The 22,648-nt window shown below is 39.8% G+C and carries 22 protein-coding genes and 2 pseudogenes; 19 read left to right on the forward strand and 5 right to left on the reverse strand.

The features are described from left to right. The first annotated feature begins 17 nt into the window (after positions 1-17). From ACE1CI_RS12825 to ACE1CI_RS12850, 6 genes and pseudogenes are all read left to right on the forward strand, one after another. Entirely contained in the window at positions 18-2,015 is a 1,998-nt protein-coding gene (locus ACE1CI_RS12825; protein ID WP_496615440.1) for an ATPase, T2SS/T4P/T4SS family, read from the forward strand. A 164-nt stretch (positions 2,016-2,179) separates the two neighbouring features. After that, a pseudogene (locus ACE1CI_RS12830) lies at positions 2,180-3,287 on the forward strand (type IV pilus twitching motility protein PilT). Positions 3,288-3,518: 231 nt separating this feature from the next. Then, the gene (locus ACE1CI_RS12835) at positions 3,519-4,763 is read left to right on the forward strand and encodes a type II secretion system F family protein (RefSeq protein ID WP_413266750.1); all 1,245 of its coding nucleotides are present in this window, start codon (positions 3,519-3,521) and stop codon (positions 4,761-4,763) included. 78 nt (positions 4,764-4,841) lie between these two features. Then, positions 4,842-5,423, forward strand: a complete 582-nt coding sequence (locus tag ACE1CI_RS12840) for a hypothetical protein (protein ID WP_413266749.1) — start codon at positions 4,842-4,844, stop codon at positions 5,421-5,423. Positions 5,424-5,612: 189 nt separating this feature from the next. Then, positions 5,613-6,443, forward strand: coding sequence for a nucleoside triphosphate pyrophosphohydrolase (gene mazG / locus ACE1CI_RS12845; protein WP_413266748.1), 831 nt, complete (start codon positions 5,613-5,615; stop codon positions 6,441-6,443). Between the two features lie 85 nt (positions 6,444-6,528). Then, on the forward strand, positions 6,529-7,752 hold the full coding sequence (locus tag ACE1CI_RS12850) for a M64 family metallopeptidase (protein WP_496615441.1): 1,224 nt from the start codon (positions 6,529-6,531) through the stop codon (positions 7,750-7,752). Positions 7,753-7,828: 76 nt separating this feature from the next. Here the strand turns inward: ACE1CI_RS12850 and ACE1CI_RS12855 are convergent. From ACE1CI_RS12855 to ACE1CI_RS12865, 3 genes and pseudogenes are all read right to left on the reverse strand, one after another. Then, positions 7,829-8,203: pseudogene (locus tag ACE1CI_RS12855) on the reverse strand (peptidase M48); the annotation flags it as partial. A 20-nt stretch (positions 8,204-8,223) separates the two neighbouring features. Then, positions 8,224-8,979, reverse strand: coding sequence for an ABC transporter ATP-binding protein (locus ACE1CI_RS12860; RefSeq protein WP_413266745.1), 756 nt, complete (start codon positions 8,977-8,979; stop codon positions 8,224-8,226). Beyond that, on the reverse strand, positions 8,980-9,786 hold the full coding sequence (locus ACE1CI_RS12865; RefSeq protein ID WP_459564128.1) for an ABC transporter permease: 807 nt from the start codon (positions 9,784-9,786) through the stop codon (positions 8,980-8,982). It abuts the gene before it with no gap. 73 nt (positions 9,787-9,859) lie between these two features. Between ACE1CI_RS12865 and ACE1CI_RS12870 the strand changes: the two genes are divergently transcribed. The 5 genes from ACE1CI_RS12870 (at position 9,860) to ACE1CI_RS12890 (ending at position 14,066) form a co-directional block, all read left to right on the forward strand. Then, positions 9,860-11,173, forward strand: a complete 1,314-nt coding sequence (locus tag ACE1CI_RS12870; RefSeq protein WP_413266743.1) for a glutamate-5-semialdehyde dehydrogenase — start codon at positions 9,860-9,862, stop codon at positions 11,171-11,173. A gap of 112 nt (positions 11,174-11,285) precedes the next feature. Beyond that, entirely contained in the window at positions 11,286-12,209 is a 924-nt protein-coding gene (locus ACE1CI_RS12875; RefSeq protein ID WP_413266742.1) for a bestrophin family protein, read from the forward strand. Between the two features lie 9 nt (positions 12,210-12,218). Next, entirely contained in the window at positions 12,219-12,581 is a 363-nt protein-coding gene (folB, locus tag ACE1CI_RS12880) for a dihydroneopterin aldolase (protein ID WP_413266741.1), read from the forward strand. 18 nt (positions 12,582-12,599) lie between these two features. After that, complete coding sequence (locus tag ACE1CI_RS12885; RefSeq protein ID WP_413266740.1) at positions 12,600-13,568, forward strand: CBASS cGAMP-activated phospholipase; 969 nt, start codon at positions 12,600-12,602, stop codon at positions 13,566-13,568. A 90-nt stretch (positions 13,569-13,658) separates the two neighbouring features. Then, positions 13,659-14,066 (forward strand): hypothetical protein, encoded by a 408-nt coding sequence (locus ACE1CI_RS12890; RefSeq protein ID WP_413266739.1) that lies wholly within the window; start codon positions 13,659-13,661, stop codon positions 14,064-14,066. An 87-nt stretch (positions 14,067-14,153) separates the two neighbouring features. Here the strand turns inward: ACE1CI_RS12890 and ACE1CI_RS12895 are convergent, their stop codons facing one another. Next, positions 14,154-15,071 (reverse strand): NmrA family NAD(P)-binding protein, encoded by a 918-nt coding sequence (locus ACE1CI_RS12895; RefSeq protein ID WP_496615442.1) that lies wholly within the window; start codon positions 15,069-15,071, stop codon positions 14,154-14,156. Between ACE1CI_RS12895 and ACE1CI_RS12900 the strand changes: the two genes are divergently transcribed. Genes ACE1CI_RS12900 through ACE1CI_RS12910 form a run of 3 tightly spaced genes read left to right on the forward strand, consistent with a single transcriptional unit; the run spans position 15,070 to position 16,894 of the window. After that, a complete protein-coding gene (locus ACE1CI_RS12900; protein WP_413262350.1) occupies positions 15,070-15,204 on the forward strand; it encodes a hypothetical protein in 135 nt (44 codons plus the stop codon). The two genes, ACE1CI_RS12895 and ACE1CI_RS12900, sit on opposite strands and share 2 nt — an antisense overlap. A 24-nt stretch (positions 15,205-15,228) precedes the next feature. Beyond that, positions 15,229-16,146 (forward strand): beta-keto acid cleavage family enzyme, encoded by a 918-nt coding sequence (locus ACE1CI_RS12905; protein WP_413262351.1) that lies wholly within the window; start codon positions 15,229-15,231, stop codon positions 16,144-16,146. A 16-nt stretch (positions 16,147-16,162) separates the two neighbouring features. Beyond that, on the forward strand, positions 16,163-16,894 hold the full coding sequence (locus ACE1CI_RS12910) for a TIGR04283 family arsenosugar biosynthesis glycosyltransferase (protein ID WP_496615443.1): 732 nt from the start codon (positions 16,163-16,165) through the stop codon (positions 16,892-16,894). A gap of 8 nt (positions 16,895-16,902) precedes the next feature. Here the strand turns inward: ACE1CI_RS12910 and ACE1CI_RS12915 are convergent, their stop codons facing one another. After that, complete coding sequence (locus ACE1CI_RS12915; protein WP_413262353.1) at positions 16,903-17,025, reverse strand: hypothetical protein; 123 nt, start codon at positions 17,023-17,025, stop codon at positions 16,903-16,905. Between the two features lie 56 nt (positions 17,026-17,081). Between ACE1CI_RS12915 and ACE1CI_RS12920 the strand changes: the two genes are divergently transcribed. From ACE1CI_RS12920 to ACE1CI_RS12940, 5 genes are all read left to right on the forward strand, one after another. Continuing rightward, positions 17,082-17,846 (forward strand): hypothetical protein, encoded by a 765-nt coding sequence (locus tag ACE1CI_RS12920; protein WP_413262354.1) that lies wholly within the window; start codon positions 17,082-17,084, stop codon positions 17,844-17,846. 166 nt (positions 17,847-18,012) lie between these two features. Continuing rightward, positions 18,013-19,512, forward strand: a complete 1,500-nt coding sequence (locus ACE1CI_RS12925; RefSeq protein WP_413262355.1) for an adenylate/guanylate cyclase domain-containing protein — start codon at positions 18,013-18,015, stop codon at positions 19,510-19,512. A gap of 30 nt (positions 19,513-19,542) precedes the next feature. Beyond that, entirely contained in the window at positions 19,543-20,583 is a 1,041-nt protein-coding gene (locus tag ACE1CI_RS12930) for a nitrilase-related carbon-nitrogen hydrolase (protein ID WP_413262356.1), read from the forward strand. A gap of 38 nt (positions 20,584-20,621) precedes the next feature. Then, positions 20,622-22,040 (forward strand): aldehyde dehydrogenase family protein, encoded by a 1,419-nt coding sequence (locus ACE1CI_RS12935; RefSeq protein ID WP_413262357.1) that lies wholly within the window; start codon positions 20,622-20,624, stop codon positions 22,038-22,040. A 149-nt stretch (positions 22,041-22,189) separates the two neighbouring features. Then, positions 22,190-22,633, forward strand: coding sequence for a DUF3598 family protein (locus tag ACE1CI_RS12940; protein ID WP_413262358.1), 444 nt, complete (start codon positions 22,190-22,192; stop codon positions 22,631-22,633). Positions 22,634-22,648 lie beyond the last annotated feature (15 nt).

Below are 22,648 nucleotides of genomic sequence, written 5' to 3' on the forward strand. Positions count from 1 at the left end.
GAACTTCTGCATCAGCTATGACTAACTCTTCATCATTTCCAAAACGCACCTCAACCAGCCTGATAGTCCAAAACTTTTCGCCCTTTGGCAATAAGTTGATTCAAGCGGGCTATGTTAATCCTGAGCAGATGAAACAAGCGATGATCGAAAGTCGCTCATCAGGAAGACCATTAACAGAGATTCTAGAGTCGCTAACCGGAAGACAGTTGCCCCCAGACTTGTTGCGTCAGTACAAGAAACAGCAGCTGTTTGAATTAAAGATTCTCTTTGGTGTGGAATCTCTCGATCCCGAAATTACGGATGTGCCAGTTAATCAGCTAGGGGAGTTGATTGACTCATTAATACCGATCGATATCTGTCGCCGTTATCGTTTAGTGCCTTTATCTAAAAATGATACTCAGCCGCCTAGTGTTCTGATCGCGATGGTGAATCCCGATGACCTAGAAGCTTTGGATGATTTGAACCGGATTTTACGGCCTCAAGGTTTGGCATTGCAACGGATGGTGATTACGCGAGAAGACTATGAACACCTGATTACCAAATATTTAGATGAAGAAGCGGAAAGATTAGAGAAACGGGAACGGGAAAAGCAAACTGATGTCAGCGGCTTATTAGACGATCTGAATATAGAAGGTTTGGAAGATGCACCCGAAGAAGGCGAAGACCTTGACGCAGACGGTAAGGAGTCATCAGCACCAATTATTAACTTGGTGAACAAGATTTTGATTAAGGTTTTGCAGGAAGGTGCTTCGGATATTCACGTTGAGCCGCAAGAAGAGACTTTACGGATTCGGTTCCGTAAGGATGGGGTGTTGCAACAGGCATTTGATCCTTTACCGAAGCAAATTATTCCGGCAGTGACGGCTCGGTTTAAAGTAATTTCTGATTTGGATATTGCCGAACGCCGACAAGCACAAGATGGTCGGATTCGCCGGATGTTTAATGGACGGAAGATCGATTTCCGGGTGAGTACTTTGCCTAGCCGTTATGGGGAAAAGGTGGTACTGCGGATTTTGGATAACTCGGCAACTCAGCTGGGATTGGATAAGTTAATTACTAATCCAGATACGTTGGCGTTAGTCCGAGAAATGGCTAGTCGTCCGTTTGGGTTGATTCTGGTAACGGGGCCTACGGGTTCTGGTAAGTCAACGAGTTTATACTCGGTGTTGGCAGAACGGAACGATCCAGGGGTGAATATTAGTACGGTGGAAGACCCGATCGAATACACTTTGCCAGGAATCACTCAGGTACAGGTGATTCGGGAAAAAGGCTTAGATTTTGCGACGGCGTTAAGGGCGTTCTTACGACAAGATCCAGATGTGATTCTGGTGGGTGAAACGCGGGACAAGGAAACGGCGAAAACAGCGATCGAATCGGCTCTAACAGGTCACTTAGTATTAACTACTTTACACACCAATGACGCGGCGGGTGCGATCGCTCGGTTAGATGAAATGGGCGTAGAACCATTCATGGTGTCCGGTGCTTTAATCGGTGTATTGGCACAACGTTTGATGCGGCGCGTTTGTCCTGATTGTCGCATTCCCTACACACCCGCACCCGAAGAACTGGCACGTTTTGGCTTAACTGCGTCCGGTGATGTAGACCTGTTAATTTACAAAGCAAATACCATTCCTCCAGCCGAAAGACCTAATGATAAAAGCCTCTGCAAAACTTGTAAGGGAGTTGGCTACAAAGGTCGGGTTGGGGTTTACGAAGTATTGAAAGTTACAGAAAATCTGCAACTTTTAATTAGTCAAGGCGCACCCACAGAACGGATCAAAGAAGCGGCTGTAGAAGAAGGCATGATTACCTTGCTGGCATACAGCTTACAGTTGGTACGGGAAGGTCGGACTACCCTAGAAGAAGTAGAGCGCGTTACCTTTACTGATTCAGGCTTAGAAGCAGAATTAAAAGCCAAACGCAAGAGCGCCCTTACCTGTCGCGTTTGTGATGCCGGACTACAACAGGAGTGGATTGAATGTCCTTACTGCCTAACACTCAGGTTTAGCGAATAGCATCGATCGAGTTATTGGTCATTGAGTCATTGGTCAAAGGTGCATCTAACAACTAGCAATGAGCAAAAAAAACAAAAGAAAGATGACAAATGACCAAAACTATTTGGGCAAACTAAGAATACTAAACAAATAAATCTACTGCTAACGGAGACAGTCCTATGCCGATGGAAATGATGATTGAAGACTTAATGGAACAATTAATTGAGATGGGCGGCTCGGATATGCACATCCAAGCTGGTGCGCCTGTCTATTTCCGGGTCAGTGGTAAACTGGGGCCTGTTGGCGAGGAGCCACTGACGGCAGAAGAGTGTCAACGCTTAATTTTCAGTATGCTCAATAACTCGCAACGGAAAGATTTGGAGCAGAACTGGGAATTAGACTGTGCTTACGGGGTGAAAGGGTTAGCTCGGTTCCGGGTGAATGTTTACCGGGAACGGGGAGCTTGGGCGGCTTGTTTGCGAGCTTTGTCTTCTAAGATTCCGAATTTCGATAAATTGGGGTTGCCAGATGTGGTGCGGGGAAACCACGGAAAGACCAAGAGGCATGGTGCTGGTGACTGGACAAACGGGGTCAGGAAAAACTACGACGATGGCGGCGATGATCGACTTGATTAACCGCACGCGAAACGAACATATTCTGACTGTGGAAGATCCGATCGAATATGTATTTCCCAATATTAAAAGCTTGGTTCACCAACGGCAAAAAGGTGAAGATACTAAGAGTTTTGCTAATGCGCTCAAAGCAGCATTACGGGAAGACCCAGATGTAATCCTGGTGGGTGAAATGCGGGACTTAGAAACAATTGGCTTGGCGATTTCCGCAGCAGAAACAGGTCACTTGGTATTTGGCACTCTGCACACAAACTCAGCGGCTCAGACCATTGACCGGATGTTGGACGTATTCCCTCCAATTCAACAACCCCAAATTCGGGCGATGCTTTCTAACTCTTTGGTAGCTGTATTCAGCCAAAACTTGGTACCAAAACAAAATCCTAAACCTGGGGAATATGGTCGGGTAATGGTTCAGGAGATTATGGTGATCACACCTGCTATTTCTAACCTGATTCGGGAGGGCAAAACTTCCCAAATTTACTCGGCGATTCAAACCGGAGGTAAATTGGGGATGCAAACTATGGAAATGTCCTTAGCTAACTACTACAAATCAGGGGCTATTTCTTACGAGGCTGCCATGAGTAAATCTTCTAAACCTGATGAATTACAAAGGTTAATAGGTCCGGCACCAGCTGGAGTAAAAGTCGGCTCAGCCCACTAAGTTAAGTTAGGATAGCGGTGTTAGGTAATAGGTAATAGGTAATAGGTAGTAGGTAGTAGGTAGTAGGTAGTAGGTAGTAGGTAAAAGTTTTAAGTGATGGGTTTTGCCTACTTCCTGGCGAGAATTTAAGCATTTTGACTGACCAAGTAACTCTTAACACCCACTACCTACTACCAATTACCAATTACTGCATAAACAAAAATAAATTAAACAAAAAGTTTGGTGTTAACTATGCCTACTTTCTTAGCCCAAGTTAGAGACTCTCAAGGAGTTGCCAAAAAAGAAAAAGTAGTTGCCGAATCTATCAGGGATGCCCGTGCGCTTCTGAGAGAGAAGGGAATGACAATTCAAGACCTCAAGGAAGCAAAAAGCTTTAACTTGAAAGAGTTTGATTTTAAAGCCGCAATGGCGAAGGTCACTGTCAAGGATAAAGCCATTTTCTCTCGCCAATTTGCGGCAATGGTAAATGCTGGGGTGGCTTTGGTGAGAGCTTTGGGGGTATTAACTGAACAATGCACTAATCCGAAGTTGAAAAAAGCTTTGGTGGGGATTAGTGCAGATGTAAATGAGGGGATTGGTCTGGCAGAAGCAATGCGAAAACATCCCGATTGCTTTGATAACCTCTATGTGGCAATGGTAGAAGCCGGGGAGGTTGGTGGGGTACTCGATGAAGTTTTAAACCGGATTGCGAAATTATTAGAAGATGCGGCGAGACTACAAAACCAAATTAAGTCGGCAATGTCTTATCCGGTGGCGGTGGGAAGTTTGGCTGTTTTGATCTTTATTGGGATGACGACATTTCTGTTACCAATTTTTGCGAAAATTTTTGAAGATTTGGGAACGGAATTGCCATTGTTTACCCAAATAATGATGGGGATTAGTGAAATTTTTCGTGGCCCATTCCTGCCAGAACCGAAAAGAAATTACTGGGTATTTGTGGTTATTGGTGTGATTGTAGGGTTGAATATTGCCTATAAGCAATATTACAAAACTCCGGTTGGTCGCTTACAAATTGACAAGTTTTTCCTGAAAGCTCCGGTTTTTGGTGATTTGACGGAAAAGACTGCGGTGGCTCGTTTTTGTCGCACTTTTGGGACTTTGACTCGTTCTGGTGTACCAATTTTGACTTCTTTGGAAATTGTCCGGGATACGGCAGGTAATGTGGTAATTTCTAATGCGATCGAATCAGCGCGAAAAGAAATCCAGGGCGGGGGGATGATTAGCCTTGCTTTGCAGCGAGAAAAAGTATTCCCAATTCTGGCAATTCAAATGATTAGTATTGGGGAAGAAACCGGGGAAATTGACAAAATGTTGATGAAGGTTGCCGATTTCTATGAAGATGAAGTCGAGCAAGCGGTGAAAGCTTTAACAAGTATCCTAGAACCACTGATGATGGTGGGGATTGCTTGTATTGTGGGTTCGATTTTGTTGTCGATGTATCTGCCAATGTTTGCAGTGTTCGATAAGTTAGGCTAATCGATAGAGATGCCGTTTGTTTGGGCTATCTAAAATAAGAAAAGAATTTGGCAAACCATCGCAGTTCCAATTAGGAAAATGTCGCAGCAGATTCATTACGAAGAGTTACTTGCAGAGTATAGTAGCCAAATAGGGGCGATCGAGCTACTGAAGCAACATCGACCCTATTTTGAGCTAATTCCTAGTCTGCGCCGACCACAAGAAAGTTTAATCACTATCCCTTTGCCGATCGTAAGATTAAGTCAAAATATCTTATCGACAAAACATAGTGGTGTAATAAAACCAGGACGAATTGCAACTTGTTTACCCTGCGATTTAGCAGTTTTAATGTGTGACCCGGAATGGAAAATTAAAACGGGTGCAGAAATTTTAGTATTTATCCATCGTCCTGATGAAGAGTTTTCGGAATTACTAAATCGGTGGCGACAAACTCAGGTTTATTTGGATAATGGTTACGAGTGGGTGATGCCCTCCCGATACAATCATATTTTGAGTGAGGGCGCTGATAAAGTACATCCACTGTTTGTGATTTATGCGGAAACTCCAGAGCGAATTAAGTCGGGTTTAAAGGGTGCTTATTTGCCGTTTGTGGTGCAAAATTTGACTGTAACTCAGGAGGAAATTCCGCCTGCTTTATCTCCTGAAACTCCAGCAAGTTAGGTGTTCTTGGAGCAGGGGAGAGGATTAAAGCAATTTGTTCTGTTTTGCACTCGTAGGGGTAATTCATGAATTACCCCTACGCCGTGATTTCATGCTCCATTGAGATAAGAGGACTTACGTTGCCAGATTAGTTTGTTGAGTTATACTGCGTAAGTCCTCAATAGTTTGTAGTTTTTGGAGCGGGTTATAATGGCGCAGGATTCGGTGGTGGCATGGCAAAAGTTAATTGAGGTGGTGGCGCAGTTGCGATCGCCTAATGGTGGTTGTCCTTGGGATTTAGCCCAAACTCCTCAATCTTTAATTCCCTACGTAATTGAAGAAGCTTATGAAGTTGTAGATGCGATTAGGTGTGAAGATAAAAATGCGATCGCCGAAGAGTTAGGAGATTTACTGTTACAAGTAGTTTTACAATCACAAATTGCTAGCGAATCTGAACAATTTACAATTAAAGAAGTGGTTGAAGGAATTACCGAAAAGTTAATTCGCAGACATCCTCATGTTTTTGGTGATGTGGCTGTGGAAAGTGTTGAGGAAGTGCGGCAAAATTGGTCACAAATTAAAGCGGCTGAAAAGGGAGAAACTCCAAAGCAGCAAGAGTTACTTAGTGCAAAAATTAGCCGTTATGCTCGGACTTTGCCACCTTTAACTGCGGGAATGAAAATTTCCCAAAAAGCGGCGGCTGTGGGTTTTGAATGGGACAAAATTGAGGATGTTTGGGAAAAGTTTAATGAAGAATTGGCAGAGTTTCGCTATTCTATTCAACATGAAAGTAAGGAACGGCAACAAGAAGAATTAGGCGATTTGTTATTTGTAATTATTAATTTGGCGCGGTGGTATGATTTAGATCCGGCGGCAGCTTTGCAGGGAACAAATCAACGTTTTATTCAAAGAATTGTGAAAATGGAGGCAGCGACAGACCGCCCGCTTTCAGATTATTCTTTAGAAGAGTTGGAGCAACTTTGGCAACAAGCAAAGGCTAAGTTGGCGGCGCAAAAAAATGGCGATCGGACTGATAAATAATTTTTTGTTTATAGATAAAAAATAAAATACTTCTGTAATAGCTAAACTTACTATTGAATAGTTTCAGTAGATTTGCGGAGAAGCTATGTTAAATTTTGTATCAAAAAACCTGAGATTATCAGCTGCTACTATCAGTATGGTGCTGGGAATCCCAGCGGTTGCTCAAGGCGCTTACTTAAAGCTGTGGGATAATGGCCCATCAAGTAACCGAGTGGATATAGTTTTTCTGGGAGATGGGTATACAGCAGCAGATATTAATACCACCTACAACAGGGATATTAATGCGATGCTCAATTGGATGTTTTTTGGCAATGAAAATCCCTATCCCAGGTATAAAAACTTTTTTAATGTTCACCGTTTGGATATTATTTCCCCGGAAAGGGGAGCAGATATTCCTCCTGCAGGTATCTTCCGCAATACTGCATTGGATGCGAGTTACTATTTTGACGGAGTAACCGATCGTTTACTTTATATTAATGAAGCCAAAGCTAAGCAAGCTTTAGTAAATAACTTACCCGATCCTTCGCTAGCAGAAGTTCGCTTAGTCACTGTGAATGATACTAAATATGGAGGGGGTGGCGGAAATTTTGCTGTTTATGCGGGTGGAAATAGCAATTCTACAGAAGTTGCACTCCATGAGTTAGGACATAGTTTTAATAAGTTAGCTGATGAGTATGATTATAACGATTTAGCAATTTATAGGGGTCTAGAACCCACAGCAATTAATATTACTAAATCTGCTACTGGTAATAAGTGGTCGCAGTGGTTAGGTTATGTTCAGCCGGGTATTGGAGTTATTGGTGCTTATGAGGGTGCTGGTTTTTACCAAAGAGGTTTGTTTCGACCTTCTATGAATTCAAAAATGCGGAGTTTAGGTCAGCCTTTTGATGCGGTAAACCGAGAAAAGATTATTTTAGATATTTATGATTTAGTAAATCCTTTGGACAGTTGGCTGGACAATACTATTACTTTATTTAATCCCGATCGAATTTGGGTAAAGCCTATAGATCCCAATGTGATTAATGTTAACTGGTATGTGAATGATATTTTAATACCTGGTGCTATAAATCAGTGGTTTGATTTGGCAAATTATGGTTTCGATCCAGGTTTTTACAAGATTACAGCTAAAGCTTTTGATCCTACAGATTGGGTAAGAATTAACCGCGATCGTTTAGAGCAAAGTATTACATGGAATGTGGAGGTTTCTGTTTCCAAACGAGTTCCTGAACCTGGAACTTTGTTAGGGTTATTTAGTATGAGTATTTTCGCTTTGGTTAGTTGTGCTAAAAAAGGCAAAGATTTATCTTAAACTGTAATGTAGAGACGTTATATATCTTGTAGAGACGTTATATATAACGTTTCTACAAGGTTTTGGATGAAGGGTATTATGGTTGGCGCAAAAGCTGGATAATAGCCAAGCCTAAAATAATTGCGCCACTGCCAAAAACTAATGCCCAAAAACGATGGTAACTTCTAACAATTGTGCCGCTGGTACTTTCTAAACTGATTAAATCCATCCAAGATCCTATACCGCGACGGAACCAACCTAAAGTTTTCACTTCCGATCCAATTAGGCTTTTAACTCGTTTCATGCCGAACAAGAAATTACCGATCGCACCAAACCGAGAAGCATAATGTAAATACATTAAACCACTGCGTTCTTGCAGCATCAAATCTGAACCAAAGGCGTAACCTGCGTCGCCTCTGCCGATCAGTTTGCCTTGTAATTTTGCAGGTTTACCACGCAAAGGACTGTAGTAAAACTTTAGGAAACGGGATTTTACACCAAACTGGGGGTTGTTAAACTGACCATATCTCGATAATAATCAATGACTTCACTGGCTGAACCAATACATTTGATTTTCCCTTTATCTAACCAAATTACGCGATCGCAAAATTGCTCAACTAAATTCAATTCATGGGATACCAGTAGAACTGTAGCATTAGCATCCCAGAAATTTTTTAAGCGCTGTTTGCATTTCTTTTTAAATCTTTCGTCACCGACAGCTAACACTTCATCTAAAATTAAGATATCTGGTTCGATATCAGTGGCGATCGCAAAACCCAACCGCGCTACCATCCCCGATGATAAACCTTTTAAGGGTACTGAAACATATTCTCCTAATTCCGCAAAAGCTAAAATCGAATCGATTTTTTGGCGCATTTGTTTTTGAGAAAATCCCAGCATTACCCCATACAAAATGATATTATCAATCACCGATAAGTCTGGATCGAAACCTGCTTCTAATTCAATCATCGGCGCGATTTTTCCCCAGACTTTTACCTGACCATGTGTGGGTTTTAAAATTCCACAAATCACTTTTAGCAGGGTGGATTTTCCTGAACCATTGACACCAATGATGCCTACTTTTTCGCCTGCTGTTATGGTTAAATCAACCCGATCTAAGACTAACTTTTTGATGGGTTTATGATATTTGCCTTCCAGAACTGACAAAATTGTTTTCTTCAAGTCATAAGAAAATTCTTCTTGGGTTCTGCGCCATAAGGATACTTGTTCTAAGCAGATTGCTTGCATTTATAATAAATCCATAAATTGCGATCGCCAACTATCAAACAATTTACATCCTACAGCTAAAACTACACAACTAGTGAACAAAGAAGTGCCAATTAAGCTGAAGTCAGGCAAATCTCCCGACAAGGCAATCTGACGAATACTGCCAATAATCCAAGTGAGGGGGTTAAGGGCTAAAATTGGTCTAATATTTGCCGGAACAATCTCTATTGGGTAAAATATGGGAGAGCTAAACCACATTAGGGACACAACTAATTCATAGAAATATGGCAAATCCCGAAAGAAAACAAATAGCGCACTGACAATCAATCCCACTCCTGCACAAAAGCAAACTAACGATAACAATGGCAGGATCAAAGCTAACACATTAATTAAACTTTGGGAAGTTACTAATGTGGCAATTACTAAAAATGGCAAGGAACCGCAGACAAACTGAAAGACATTCGCAGCAATCATGGATAGGGGAAAAACATTGATTGGCAAGCGAATTTTATTCAATAATCCCCCGTTGCAGACTACACTAGTTAATGCTTGGGTAGTGGCAGCGGAAAAAAAGTTAATTACCACTAAACCAGTAAACACTTCTAACATATAAGTGGCAAGGGAATTTTCGTAATATCGTAAAAATGCCATGCCAAAAATTGTGGTATAAGCTGCGGTCATTAGTAAGGGGTTTAACAATGACCAATAGATGCCTAAAAAGGAACCGCGATAACGGACTTTAAGATTTCGCGTTACCAATACCTGCAACAATTCCAGATAGCGGACTAGGTTAGCATTCTGGAAAATCGATATTTTACTCACTCGCACCACTCTACACCTGTCTCTGAAAGACCAATCTTGTACTAAGCTTGGACTATACGCCGCAAATCGAGAAATGTCCATGACTGTTTCCCAAATAGCTACGAGTTCGCTAATTGAGATTGCCCAAGTTACCCGCTCTGCAGCAAGAGAGTTGGCGATGCTTTCTGCTGCTGCTAGGAATGATGCTATTGAAGCGATCGCCCAAGCTTTAGAATCGATGATGCCTGAGATTTTGACTGCCAATAGTGCCGATTGTCAAGCAGCTGAGGCGGAAGGAATCTCGAAATCCCTTTATGCAAGGTTAAAGTTGGATGAGACTAAGCTCAAAGGTGCGATCGCAGGGGTACGCGATGTGGGACGTTTACCCGATCCTGTAGGCAAGCTGGAAATTCATCGCCAGTTGGATCGGGGATTAATTTTAAAACGAGTTAGCTGTCCTTTGGGCGTTTTGGGGATAATTTTTGAAGCCCGTCCTGATGCTGTGATGCAAATTACTAGTTTGGCAATTAAGTCTGGGAATGGGGTAATTCTCAAAGGTGGTAAAGAAGCAATTCGTTCTTGTGACGCTTTGGTAAAAGCGATTCGTTTAGGTTTAGAAAAAAGCGAAGTTTCGCCAAATGTGGTGCAGTTACTCACGACGAGAGAGGAAATTTCTGCATTATTAAAGTTGGATGAATATGTAGATTTAATTATTCCCAGAGGTTCTAATAGTTTTGTGCGGTTTGTGCAGGAAAATACCAGAATTCCAGTTTTAGGACACGCTGAAGGAATTTGTCATTTATATATAGATGCGGCGGCGGAAATTACCAAGGCGGTGGATATTACTGTGGATGCGAAAACTCAATATCCGGCGGCTTGTAATGCGATCGAAACTTTGTTGATTCACAAGTCAATTGCCCCAGATTTTCTACCTTTAGCAGCAGCGGCTTTACAAGGGCGAAATGTGGAATTGCGGGGGGACGATCGCGCTAGGGAAATTGTGGATATGTTCCCGGCAACTCAAACAGATTGGGCAACGGAATATAGCGATTTAATTCTATCAATTAAGATCGTGGATTCTTTGGCAGATGCGATCGCTCATATTAACACTTATGGTTCTCGGCATACTGATGCGATCGTCACTGAAAATAACGAAGCTGCCAAAGTTTTTCTCGCCCAAGTTGACGCAGCTGGAGTTTACCATAATTGTTCCACTCGTTTCGCTGATGGTTATCGTTATGGCTTTGGCGCAGAAGTAGGAATTAGCACCCAAAAAATGCCTCCTCGCGGGCCTGTTGGTTTAGAAGGTTTGGTAACATACAAATATCAATTAACTGGAGATGGTCACATTGTCGAAAATTATAGTGGTAAAAATGCTAAACCTTTCCATCACCAAGATTTGCCCCTAGAGTGAAAGAGGCAGAGGGGCAGAGGGGCAGAGGGGCAGAGGGGCAGAGGGGCAGAGGTGAAATTTAATTCTCCATGTCCTCTTGTTTTCTGTTCGCGTTCACGATTCAATAAATTTCATGAACGAAACGATGAGTTGGTTTCAAATGGCTTTGCAATTAAAAGGTTCGGTGGCAATAAAAGTGCTACCTCGTGCTTTTATTTGCAGCTTGTTTGGACTATTAATTTCCTTAATTTATGACTCGAAATTACCCTTCCCTTGGCATAATTTGGGAACCATTACTACTAATGTAGTATTCAGTTTAGTATTAGGTTTGTTGCTGGTTTTTCGGACTAATACAGCTTACGATCGCTTTTGGGAAGGGCGCAAAGCTTGGGGTACATTAGTAATCAATATTCGCAGTTTAGCTAGACAAATTTACACAGGTGTTGCCGCAGAGTCAGAAACAGATAAAACCGAGAAAAATCAAAAATTAAAATTATTAGTTGCTTTTGCTATTGTGACTAAATTGCATTTGCGAAGAGAACCTGTAACAGAAGAATTAGAACCCTGGCTAACTCCCACAGAATTAGTCAAGCTAAAACAGGTAAAAACCCCACCATTAGAAATTATTTGTTGGCTAGGAGAGTACCTGGAAAAACAGGGGAAAAAGGGTTGTTTAAATTATTATCAGCTAACAGCGATGAATCAGTTAATAGATAAACTAGTAGAAGGGTTGACTAGCTGCGAACGGATTTTAAATACTCCGATTCCTTTAGCTTATGTGATTTATTTAAAGCGATTGTTGCTGATATATTGTTTCTTTTTGCCTTTTCAGTTAGTGAGTAATTCCGAATGGTTAACCGCTTTTCTAGTATTTTTAATTAGTTTTGCTTTGTTTGGTATTGAAGAGATCGGTAATGAAATTCAAGAACCATTTGGTTACGATCCAAATGACATACCATTAGACCAAATTTGTCGGACAATTCAAAGTAATATAGAAGATTTAATAGATTTGTCCGATAGTAATAATTTAGAAAAAGAACTAGAAAATTTAGGTTAGGTAATTTTTATGGACTCTATTGAAATTACTGGAATTCGTTGTTACGGTTACACGGGTTATTTACCGGAAGAACAGGTTTTAGGGCAATGGTTTGAGGTAGATGTTACTTTGTGGTTAGATTTAACGCAGGCGGGGAAAAGTGACGCTATTGGCGATACTCTGGATTATCGCACGACAATTGAAAAGATAAAAAATTTGGTGAAGACTGCTAAATTCGCCTTGGTGGAAAAATTGGCAGAGGCGATCGCAGCGACTATCCTAGAATCAGCTAGGGTGAGCCAAGTTAGAGTAAGATTAACAAAACCTGCTGCGCCAATTCCCGATTTTGGCGGTAAAATTACGATCGATATTACCAGGGTGCAACACTACTAATTTAAGGAAAATAAAAAGATGCCTTTTCGGATATTGAGTTTGGATGGAGGAGGAATTCGCGGTGTTATTGAAGCCGTTATTTTGGCAGAAGTAGAGAAGATTGTCAAAGTACCTTTAAATCGTTACTTTGATTTAATTGCAGGTACTTCTACTGGGTCAATTTTAGCAGCTGCGATCGCATTAGGTAAAAGCAGCGAACAAATTATTCAACTGTATCGCCAAAGAGGGAAGATAATTTTTCCCTATACAAATATTTTTTCACCCCAACGGTTGAAGTTAATCCTAGAATATGGACTTTCTGCACCTAAATACTCAGATCGAGGTTTAATAGAAGTGTTACAAAGAGAATTTGGTAACACCAAATTAGGAGATATAAAATCACCAAAATTGTTAATTACAGCTTACCATACGATCGATCGACAATTCATAGTTTTTAAGAACTGGCAAACCTACAAACCCTGGATCAATAATCCCATCTGGGAAATATGCGTTTGTTCATCATCAGCACCTACTTTCTTTCCCGCCCATCTACTCACAGCTGAATCAAAAACCTACTCATTAATTGATGGTGGTATTGGAGCAAATAACCCTTCAGCTTGTGCAGTTGCAGAAGCATTGCGACTAGAAAATCCGATCAAAGATATTGCGGTACTTTCTATTGGTACAGGAGATGCTACTCAAACTATTCCTTTTGCCAAAGTTCGCTCCTGGGGATTAATTCAGTGGATTTGGCAAGGGCGTTTAATTGAAGTACTTATGGACGCTTCTGCTGATGTTAATGATTACATTAGTAGGCAAGTTATGAATCCTCCAGAAATGGGAAATGAAGCCTCGCCTCGTTATTTTCGCCTGCAACCCAAAATAATGAAAGGTGCCATAGATGATGCCAGTGATGGAAATATTAATCGGTTAATCACACTGACACAAACCTATGTCCAACAGAATCAAGGCTTACTCACAAGCTTTTTGGAAAAAATTAGTTCTTAGGAAATTAAATTTATTAATTTCAAAAAACAGTGCAGAATGTGAATATTAAGTAAATGATGAATCAACTGATCCTATCATGGAGGTTTTGTTATGTATTGGCATTCACAATATATTAGTTTGGTCAGTACTATATTTTTCCTCTGGTTGGCAAATCTTTCACAAACCAATAAACTATATGCACAAACGAATTTACCACCATCACCCAGTCAAGCTTTAGAGGGTAATATTTTACGGGAGGATGAGAGACAAATTAATCAAACTCAGTTGCCTTGGGTAATAGTTTCTAATCAACCAAATCTAGTAATTCCTTTTGCTGTTACTAACAAAATTTCAGCTTTTTTCACTAAAGAAGGTTTAACTCCTGTTTCCTGTAGTACCAATCCAGTAGTCGTAATTTCTGTTAATAATAAGTATGTAGCTTGTAGCTCACCGACAACAAAATTTCCCCCCGGAACTTATAATACAAATATACCTGATTTAGAAACTTCTAATAAGTGAATTATGAAATATAAGTTGGTAATTTGTCTTGCCAAGTACGTAGTTGCGCTTGGGCGCCAATAAGAGCGCCCAAGCGCAACTACGTACCTATAAAGACTCATAAGTGAGTTCCTGATTAGCCCAATTAGTTTCTTGCAAAAATTCCTTAAAAGTAGTCAACAAACCGGGAAATTCCTCTTCTCTTAAATACTTAACATCCGCTTGATAACCTTTATTTCGATACCACTGAATTAAATCAAACAGTTCTTTTCTGAACAAGAGTAAGAAAATCCAAGGAGGTATTTCTTTATGAACTACAGGAATTCCTTGTACTTGGGAAAATTCTGCTGCCATTTGTTTTGGTGTTAGCATATCCCCAGCAAGTTCAATCTCTTTACCAATATATTTTTCGGGATGTTTCATGACATAAGCAGCAACACGACCCAAATCTTTGGTTGTAATTAAATGTAATGGTTTATTTGGCTGAATAGAAAAGGGAAAACTACCTTTGAGAATTGATGGTCTTGTGTATTTTTTCCAAAATTCTTCCATAAACAAACAAGCACGCAACATAGTAGTTGGTAAACCTGTTTCTTGCAAAATTTGTTCTACTTTATATTTCTGTTCAATATGACCAATTCCTGAATTTCTTTGAGCCCCACCTGCGGAATTATAAACAAAATGTTTGATGTTATTTTGCTTAGCAATTTGGGCAACTCGCTTTGCTCTTTCAATTTCTAAAGGATCGGTTTTAGACAAATCAGCTGAAGTGGCATGACAATAAACATGAGAAATTCCAGTAAAAGCAGCTGCTAAAGATTTTTCCTCATCTAAATTAGCCTCAAAAAGTTCGACTCCGGCATCATTTATTTTGGCTAAAGAAGGGCGACTCAAGTCAATTTTCCGGGTAGTAACACGCAGATTGGTTATTCCTTGTTCCAAAAATCCCTTGACTACGTTTCCACCAGTGCCGCCTGTAACACCAATTAGCAACACTTTATCGATGTTAAAATTAGGAGAATTCATGAGTTTCACAGTGATTCTCAACAGGGAAATTTTAATTATTTCTGAGTGCGATCGCATACCTCTAAAGAATTATTTTACCCAAATCGAGAAAACTCTTGACGAAACATACTTAAAAGTATGCCAATATAGCTAAAATTGAGAAAACATGGGAGACAAGATGATGAACAGTGAATTACCCTTAATCATTGAATGTCGCTGCAATGATATGGATTACCGGAAAGATAATTCTGAATTTCCTTACAGTCCAAAAGAAATTATTCGCGAAGCTGTTCGCGCTTGGGAAGCAGGGGCATCAATTTTTCATTGGCACGGACGCGATACTGTTAGCGGAAAATGGTTAAATGATGTAGAACTTTATTTAGAAGTTATCGAAGGAATTAGGGAGAAAACTGATTTAATTGTCGATCCTACTTTGGGCTACGTTACTACTAAAAATAGTGCGTCAGAGCGCGTCAGACATATTCTTGCAGCAGTGGCAGATCCGGCTTTAGGTGTTGACATGGTGCCATTGGAATTTGGCTCTTTTAATGTAGATTTTTGGGAACCAGAAACCAAGCAATTTACTACATACGATCAAGTTTACAGTAATTCACGCGATCGCATTCGAGAAGTGCTGCAAAAATTGAATGAACATAATATTTTTGTTAGCACAGTTTGCTGGGATATTGGACAAATTCGCACTGCACTTTGTTTTCAAGAAATGGGCATTCACTCCAAAAATACACTGTGGGAATTAGTATTTACTGGAGAAATTATCCCCAGTGGATTTTTGCCCACACTCCCCAATTTACAAGCAGCAATTAGTTCTATTCCCTCTGATGCTCAATGGTTAGTAATGTGTTGGAATGGTGATGTTATGCCTTTAGCTTCTTGGGCGATTACTTTAGGAGGTCATGTTGGTATTGGACTAGGAGATTGGCCTTATAGTCGCTTTGGTAAACCCCATAATGGTGAATTAGTAGATAAGATAGTAAAAATGGCAGAAACTTTAGGTCGGGAGGTAGCAACACCAGCACAAGCGCGGGAAATTTTGAAAATGCCTCAAAGGTCAAAATTGCAACCTTTAACTGTGTAATTACCAAAGTTTTTTGATGTCTGACGTTAGCATTATTATTCCTACTTTGAATGAAGCAAGCTGTTTAGGTCGCACTTTACGAAACCTCAGCTTGCTTGATCCTTCACCTAAAGAAATAATCATAGTTGATGGGGGAAGTAAAGACGAAACGATCGCCATTGCGGAAGCGGCAAATGTGCGGGTAATTACTTGCGAAAAGCGGGGACGTTCTCGACAAATGAATCAAGGTGCTTTGGTTGCTACCGGAGATTTTCTCTGCTTTTTACACGCTGATACTTTAGTTCCTGATGACTTAGTTACAGTAATAGAACAAACTTTAACTAACAAAAATATTGCCTGTGGTGGTTTCATTTCTTTAATGACAGGTGCTACTACAACTCGTTGGGTAATTTCTCTACATAACTATCTCAAAACATATTATGCACCGCTAATTTTTAAACCCCATTTGTTTGTTAAAGGTTTGCGGCTTTTGTTTGGCGATCAAGTGATGTTTTGCCGTCGCAGTGATTTTTTAGAAACAGGGGGTTTTGATGTTAATATTGCGATTATGGAAGAAGCAGATTTGTGTTTGAAATTGGTGCAGAAAGGCAGAATTAAACAAGTAAATCGGATTGTGCAAAGTAGCGATCGCAGAGTCGCCCATTGGGGTTCTTTAAAAGCGACAGCTATCTATCTTTACATTGGTATTTTATGGGGTTTAGGTGTCTCGCCTGAATATTTGAAAAAGTTTTATCAAGATATTCGCTAAAGTTTTACCTATTGTTCGTTTAAACTCCAATCATAATGTAAATAAGCAATGGGAGTTTTAGCATCGATAGGTAAATCAGTTTTTACATAAGTGCGAAGCAAAAGTTGATCCCAAATAGTGAAGTCAATCATGATTAAAGTTAAAATAGCGATCGCTTAAACAATAAACATAGCAGAGATAATTGACAATGGTTAATCCACAGCCAAACCTAGATAACGCCGTAGTATTTACACAGCTTTGGCAAATTACCAACGAACTTCGCCAAAAAATAGAAGCACGTTTTACACTACATCCAGATCCTTCGACAAAAGATTTAGAAGATTATACTGGACTCGATCCTAATGTTAAAGGTTCAATGAAAAATTTTTCGGGATCGGAAATTGATTGGTTGGTGCATTCTTGGCTGCGTAACACCAAAACTGGTTTTAGCATTGTGCGTCTAACTAATTGGTTAAAACCTCATATTGCTGTTCCCCATTTAGCGTTTGAATTTAGCACTTTTGGGAATATTCTTTTTTATATTGATTACGTTCCTCGCCACGATCTTTTGATGAATTTAGATGATTTAGAACGCTACTATGAACCAGTTAATCAATCATTTTTAACCTTACAAGCTGATTCTCGTCTGTCTCCATTTATCAGTAAAAGTTTGCACGTTCGATTATTTCAGTCGCCAATTAGTTTATGTTATACTTGTCCGCCTACAGAAGATTTGTTGGCGCTGATTCGCACAATTTCTCATGAAATGTTAGAGCGTTGGTTAGGTTGGATAGATGTCGCTGAAGCTGTTCCCGAATCAATGCAAAAAGCTTTGTTTGAACGCGATTTATTTATCCGTCGTAGCAGTGCTGAACTCGATCCAGGTAACAAAAAGGCGGCGCAAATGTTAGGAAATGAATTAACAGATAAGTTGGTAAAAGCGCTGTGGGGTGGCGATCGCATTCTCCGTTAAAATTTTTCTTGATTCTGCTATTAAATTAATAGCAGAATCACAGCTAATCAAAAGAAAATACAGACAAACTCAAAATAAACATCTATACTAGTATTTTAAGGATATTTAGTATTTGGGTGTGGATACTTATTAAGACATTGCATGAGCAAAAAGCAGGAAAGATTCAATGAATCTCAAAATCTTTTATCATCCGCAAGTATTTGGGCAAAAAATACAGCAATTAGGCGAAAAATTTCAACAAACATTGCTGAAACTGCTCTACAAACGGACTATTTTAATCTTAGCAGTTCTTTTCTGCACGGGAGTAGCAGGCGCATTGTGGAATGTCTCTCGTTTATCATGGAATTTAATCGAGTCTCAAGCGCTGGAAAATGCAGCTTTATACGCACAAACTATCCAAACAGCACGCACACTTTATAGTTCTGAAGCTGTTAATCGAGTCAAAGAAATACACGGAGTTACTATCACCCACGATTATAAAAATAAAAAAGGCGCAATACCTTTACCAGCTACATACTTAATTGAACTTGGTAAAGAAGTAATTGAAAGAAATGCCGGAATGTCGGTTAGATTATACAGCGATTATCCATTTCCTTGGCGAGAAGCAGAAGGTGGTGCAAGAGATGAATTTGAATTACAAGCATTACGTTATTTAAGATTACACCCCGATCGCCCTTTTTTTCGGTTTTTCAAATCAAAAGGTAGCCTAAAATTGCGATACACCCAAGCCGATATTCTGCAACCTAGTTGTGTAGATTGTCATAACAAACACCCCAGTAGCCCGAAAACAGATTGGAAAGTTGGGGATGTGCGAGGAGTGTTAGAAATTAGTAGTTCTTTAGATAGTTTAATGCAGAAAACTAATGAAGGTTTGCAAGGAACTTTCATTACTTTGGGAATGCTCTCAATGTTTGGACTTCTTGGGTTAACTTTAGTAATTACTAGATTGCGCGAAACTTCCAAAGAATTAGAGTTGCGGGTGATTGAGCGCACTTCGGAATTACAAAAAGCTAACAATCAATTAGCAAATGAACGAGAAAAATCAGAGCGTTTATTACTAAATATTTTACCAGAACCGATCGCTAATCGCCTAAAAGAGGGACACAAAAGTATTGCCGATGGTTTTAGTGAAGTCACCATTTTATTTGCAGATTTAGTCAACTTTACTGAACTTTCAGAAAAAGTAACTCCTTCTGAACTTGTATCCTTACTCAATGAGATTTTTTCGGCGTTCGATCGCCTCACAGAGAAGCACAGTTTAGAAAAAATTAAAACAATTGGTGATGCTTACATGGTAGCTGGCGGTATTCCTAAACCCAGGAAAGATCATGTGCAATGCGTAGTAGAAATGGCTCTAGATATGCAGCAAGAAATTTTAAATTTTAATGCCAAAAACGACTATAATTTAAGTATCAGAATTGGAATTAATACGGGTCCCGTAGTAGCCGGAGTAATAGGCACAAAAAAATTCATCTATGACCTTTGGGGCGACACAGTTAATGTTGCTAGCCGCATGGAATCTCATGGTATAGTAGGAGAAATTCAAGTTACAGAAAGAATTTATGAAATGTTAAGCGGTCGCTACCATTTCCTGTTAAGAGGCTCAATCCCCGTTAAAGGCAAAGGAGAGATGATTACCTATTTACTTATAGGCAGAAAAGAGTAATATTATCTTAAATCAACTACAGCCAAAAATATGGAAGCCGCCAATAAACAAGACTCCTTTTTTGCTTTAGCACTTCAGGTAACTTGTCATGCAGTTAACCAAGTGCAGGATCGGAGTGAGGCGCGATCGCTAATCCAACAATCAATTAACCGCATAGAAAAACAGATTGCTGGTAGCATCGCCTTTATTGGTTCTGATTGTAAACTAATAGTATTGCCAGAATATTTTTTAACAGGTTTTCCGATGGGAGAGTCGATAAGTGTTTGGGCAGAAAAAGCTTGTTTAGAAATGGCTGGTGCAGAGTATGAAGCATTAGGAAAAATAGCGCAAAAGTATAAAATATTTCTCGCCGGAAACGCTTACGAACTCGATCGCAACTTTCCTAAATTATACTTTCAAACTTGTTTTGTAATTGACCCTTCTGGCGCAATTGTTTTAAGATATCGTCGGTTAAATTCAATGTTCGCTCCCACTCCCCACGATGTTTGGGATAAATATTTAGAATGTTATGGATTAGAAGGAGTTTTTCCTGTTGCTAAAACAGCAATTGGAAATTTAGCCGCCTTAGCTTCCGAGGAAATTTTATATCCCGAAGTTGCCAGATGTTTGGCAATGCGAGGCGCAGAAATTTTCCTGCATTCTACATCAGAAGTATTTGGCAAAGATCGATCGCCCAAAGAAGCCGCCAAAATCACCCGTGCAGTGGAAAATATGGCTTACGTCATATCAGCAAATACAGCCGGAATAGCCAATATTTCTATTCCCATTTCTTCCGTCGATGGCGGTTCTAAAATTATAGATTATCGGGGATTAGTATTAGCAGAAACAGGTGCAGGAGAAAGCATGGCTGCATTTGCCGAAATCGATTTAGCTGCTTTACGAAGATATCGCCGTCGCCCAGGACTAAACAATTTGCTGTCTCGCCAAAGATTTGAACTATATGCAGAAAGTTACTCGCAATCTCACTTTTACCCAGCTAATACAATGGAAAATGCAGAAATAGATCGGAAGCATTTTATCAAGACTCAACAAGAAGCGATCGAGCGTTTATCAAACTTAGGAATAATTTAAATTTGATTTCTGCCCTTTAATAGTTAATCACCAAAACTATGAAAGAGAAAATTGAAGTTCGCAATCCTCGCACAGGCAAGATAGACTATTGGATTACCCCGCCAACATCAGAAGAATTGGCTGGTAAATGCGCGAAATTGCGGGAAGCACAAATTAATTGGCAAAATGCAGGATTAGAAACAAGAATTGCCGCATTACAGCAATGGAAACAAGAGATTATCTCCAAAAAAGATCGACTGATTGAAGCTTTGGTAAATGACACAGGTAGATTATCAGTCACAATTTTAGAAATAGATTCTGTTATCTCTAGTATCGATCGCTGGTGTAAACTAGCCCCAGAACTACTATTAGAAACCGAAAAAACCACAGCCATTCCATTCATTAAACTGCAAAGTCAACTAGTTCCCTACTCATTAGTTGGTGTAATTAGTCCTTGGAACTTTCCCTTATTACTATCAGTAATTGATACAATTCCCGCATTACTAGCAGGTTGTGCAGTCATTATAAAACCCAGTGAAATAGGGTCTCGTTTCATTCAACCACTATTAGAAACCATTGCCTCTGTTCCCGAATTATCACCAATATTAACCTATATTGAAGGTGCAGGCGAAACAGGAGCAAATTTAATACAATTGGTAGATTTAGTATGTTTTACAGGTAGTGTTGCCACAGGTAAAAAAGTAGCAGAAGCAGCAGCCAAGCAATTTATTCCAGCTTTCTTAGAATTAGGAGGAAAAGACCCAGCAATTGTTACAGAAACCGCTAATTTAGAATTAGCAACGTCAGCTATTTTATGGGGTGCAATTGTTAATACAGGACAATCATGTTTATCGATCGAACGTATCTATGTTGCTGAAGCAATTTTTGATACCTTTGTTGCTCAATTGGTTGCAAAAGCCGAACGAATAAAGTTAGCTTTTCCCAGCATTGAAGATGGCGAAATTGGCCCGATTATTGCCGAAAAACAAGCCCAGATTATTGCGGAACAATTGGAAGATGCAGTTGTTAAAGGTGCGATCGTTCATTGTGGAGGTAAAATTGAGGAATTAGGCGGAGGTTTGTGGTGTAAACCCACAGTTTTAACCCAAGTCAATCACACCATGAAAATAATGACCGAAGAAACCTTTGGTCCGATCGTGCCAATCATGAAATTTAATCAAATTTACGAAGCAATTGACTTAGCAAATGATAGTATTTATGGATTAAGTGCCGCAGTTTTTGCAGATACAGAAACCGCAGCAATAGAAATAGCACAACACTTAAATGCAGGGGCAATTAGTATTAACGATGCCGGATTAACAGCTATCATACATGAAGGAGAAAAAAACTCCTTTAATTTTTCCGGGATGGGTGGTTCGCGCATGGGTGCAGCAGCAATTAAAAGGTTTATGCGAAAAAAAGCCTTATTAATTAAAACTCAATCAATTGCCAACCCTTGGTGGTTTAATCTTCAATAAACGGAGGAATTAACTATGTCAATACATGAAAAAATACCCATATTTGTAGTGTGCGTCAGAACAAAAATTTAGTAGCCTCACAAAAAATTATAATGTCTGACGCACCTTACTAAAATCTTAGTAATATTCAACAAATGGAGTGATTAACTATGTCAATACGCGAAGGAATGCCAGTACTAGCGAGACACGAAGGCGACTGGGTAGGAACATACACTTTAATTGACCTTGAAGGAAATGTCCTCGACAAACACAAATCCCATTTAAGCTGCCAATTTCCCGAAACAGGCGACTATCCTTACTATCAAATTAATCGCTATGAATGGGCTGATGGCAAAAATGAAGAACATCAATTTCTCGGCACATATCATGATAATAAACTGTGGTTTGATACAGAAAGAATTGAAGGGCACGCTTGGGAAGTAGATGACTCAACTGTTATTTTATGGTTTGGCTATAAAACCATGCCAGATATGCACTTATATGAAATGATTCAGATTAGCCCTTGTAATAATTATCGCGCTAGGACTTGGCATTGGTTTAAAAACAATCAAATATTTAGACGCACCTTGATTCAAGAAGAACGGATGAAATAAAACTTTTTAGTTTAG

Source organism: Floridaenema flaviceps BLCC-F50, assembly GCF_041929275.2.
GTDB classification, from domain to species: domain Bacteria; phylum Cyanobacteriota; class Cyanobacteriia; order Cyanobacteriales; family Aerosakkonemataceae; genus Floridanema; species Floridanema flaviceps.

Excerpts from the sequence above, each read along its gene's own strand:
- ACE1CI_RS12900 (WP_413262350.1), top strand. The coding sequence starts at position 15,070 with ATGAGTTTCACAGTGATTCTCAACAGGGAAATTTTAATTATTTCTGAG.
- ACE1CI_RS12930 (WP_413262356.1), top strand. The coding sequence starts at position 19,543 with ATGGAAGCCGCCAATAAACAAGACTCCTTTTTTGCTTTAGCACTTCAG.
- ACE1CI_RS12940 (WP_413262358.1), top strand. The coding sequence starts at position 22,190 with ATGTCAATACGCGAAGGAATGCCAGTACTAGCGAGACACGAAGGCGAC.
- ACE1CI_RS12870 (WP_413266743.1), top strand. The coding sequence starts at position 9,860 with ATGACTGTTTCCCAAATAGCTACGAGTTCGCTAATTGAGATTGCCCAA.
- ACE1CI_RS12935 (WP_413262357.1), top strand. The coding sequence starts at position 20,622 with ATGAAAGAGAAAATTGAAGTTCGCAATCCTCGCACAGGCAAGATAGAC.
- ACE1CI_RS12910 (WP_496615443.1), top strand. The coding sequence starts at position 16,163 with ATGTCTGACGTTAGCATTATTATTCCTACTTTGAATGAAGCAAGCTGT.
- ACE1CI_RS12890 (WP_413266739.1), top strand. The coding sequence starts at position 13,659 with ATGTATTGGCATTCACAATATATTAGTTTGGTCAGTACTATATTTTTC.
- ACE1CI_RS12825 (WP_496615440.1), top strand. The coding sequence starts at position 18 with ATGACTAACTCTTCATCATTTCCAAAACGCACCTCAACCAGCCTGATA.
- folB (WP_413266741.1), top strand. The coding sequence starts at position 12,219 with ATGGACTCTATTGAAATTACTGGAATTCGTTGTTACGGTTACACGGGT.
- mazG (WP_413266748.1), top strand. The coding sequence starts at position 5,613 with ATGGCGCAGGATTCGGTGGTGGCATGGCAAAAGTTAATTGAGGTGGTG.
- ACE1CI_RS12895 (WP_496615442.1), bottom strand. The coding sequence starts at position 15,071 with ATGAATTCTCCTAATTTTAACATCGATAAAGTGTTGCTAATTGGTGTT.
- ACE1CI_RS12860 (WP_413266745.1), bottom strand. The coding sequence starts at position 8,979 with ATGCAAGCAATCTGCTTAGAACAAGTATCCTTATGGCGCAGAACCCAA.
- ACE1CI_RS12915 (WP_413262353.1), bottom strand. The coding sequence starts at position 17,025 with ATGATTGACTTCACTATTTGGGATCAACTTTTGCTTCGCACTTATGTA.
- ACE1CI_RS12875 (WP_413266742.1), top strand. The coding sequence starts at position 11,286 with ATGAACGAAACGATGAGTTGGTTTCAAATGGCTTTGCAATTAAAAGGT.
- ACE1CI_RS12925 (WP_413262355.1), top strand. The coding sequence starts at position 18,013 with ATGAATCTCAAAATCTTTTATCATCCGCAAGTATTTGGGCAAAAAATA.
- ACE1CI_RS12850 (WP_496615441.1), top strand. The coding sequence starts at position 6,529 with ATGTTAAATTTTGTATCAAAAAACCTGAGATTATCAGCTGCTACTATC.
- ACE1CI_RS12835 (WP_413266750.1), top strand. The coding sequence starts at position 3,519 with ATGCCTACTTTCTTAGCCCAAGTTAGAGACTCTCAAGGAGTTGCCAAA.
- ACE1CI_RS12920 (WP_413262354.1), top strand. The coding sequence starts at position 17,082 with ATGGTTAATCCACAGCCAAACCTAGATAACGCCGTAGTATTTACACAG.
- ACE1CI_RS12840 (WP_413266749.1), top strand. The coding sequence starts at position 4,842 with ATGTCGCAGCAGATTCATTACGAAGAGTTACTTGCAGAGTATAGTAGC.
- ACE1CI_RS12905 (WP_413262351.1), top strand. The coding sequence starts at position 15,229 with ATGATGAACAGTGAATTACCCTTAATCATTGAATGTCGCTGCAATGAT.
- ACE1CI_RS12885 (WP_413266740.1), top strand. The coding sequence starts at position 12,600 with ATGCCTTTTCGGATATTGAGTTTGGATGGAGGAGGAATTCGCGGTGTT.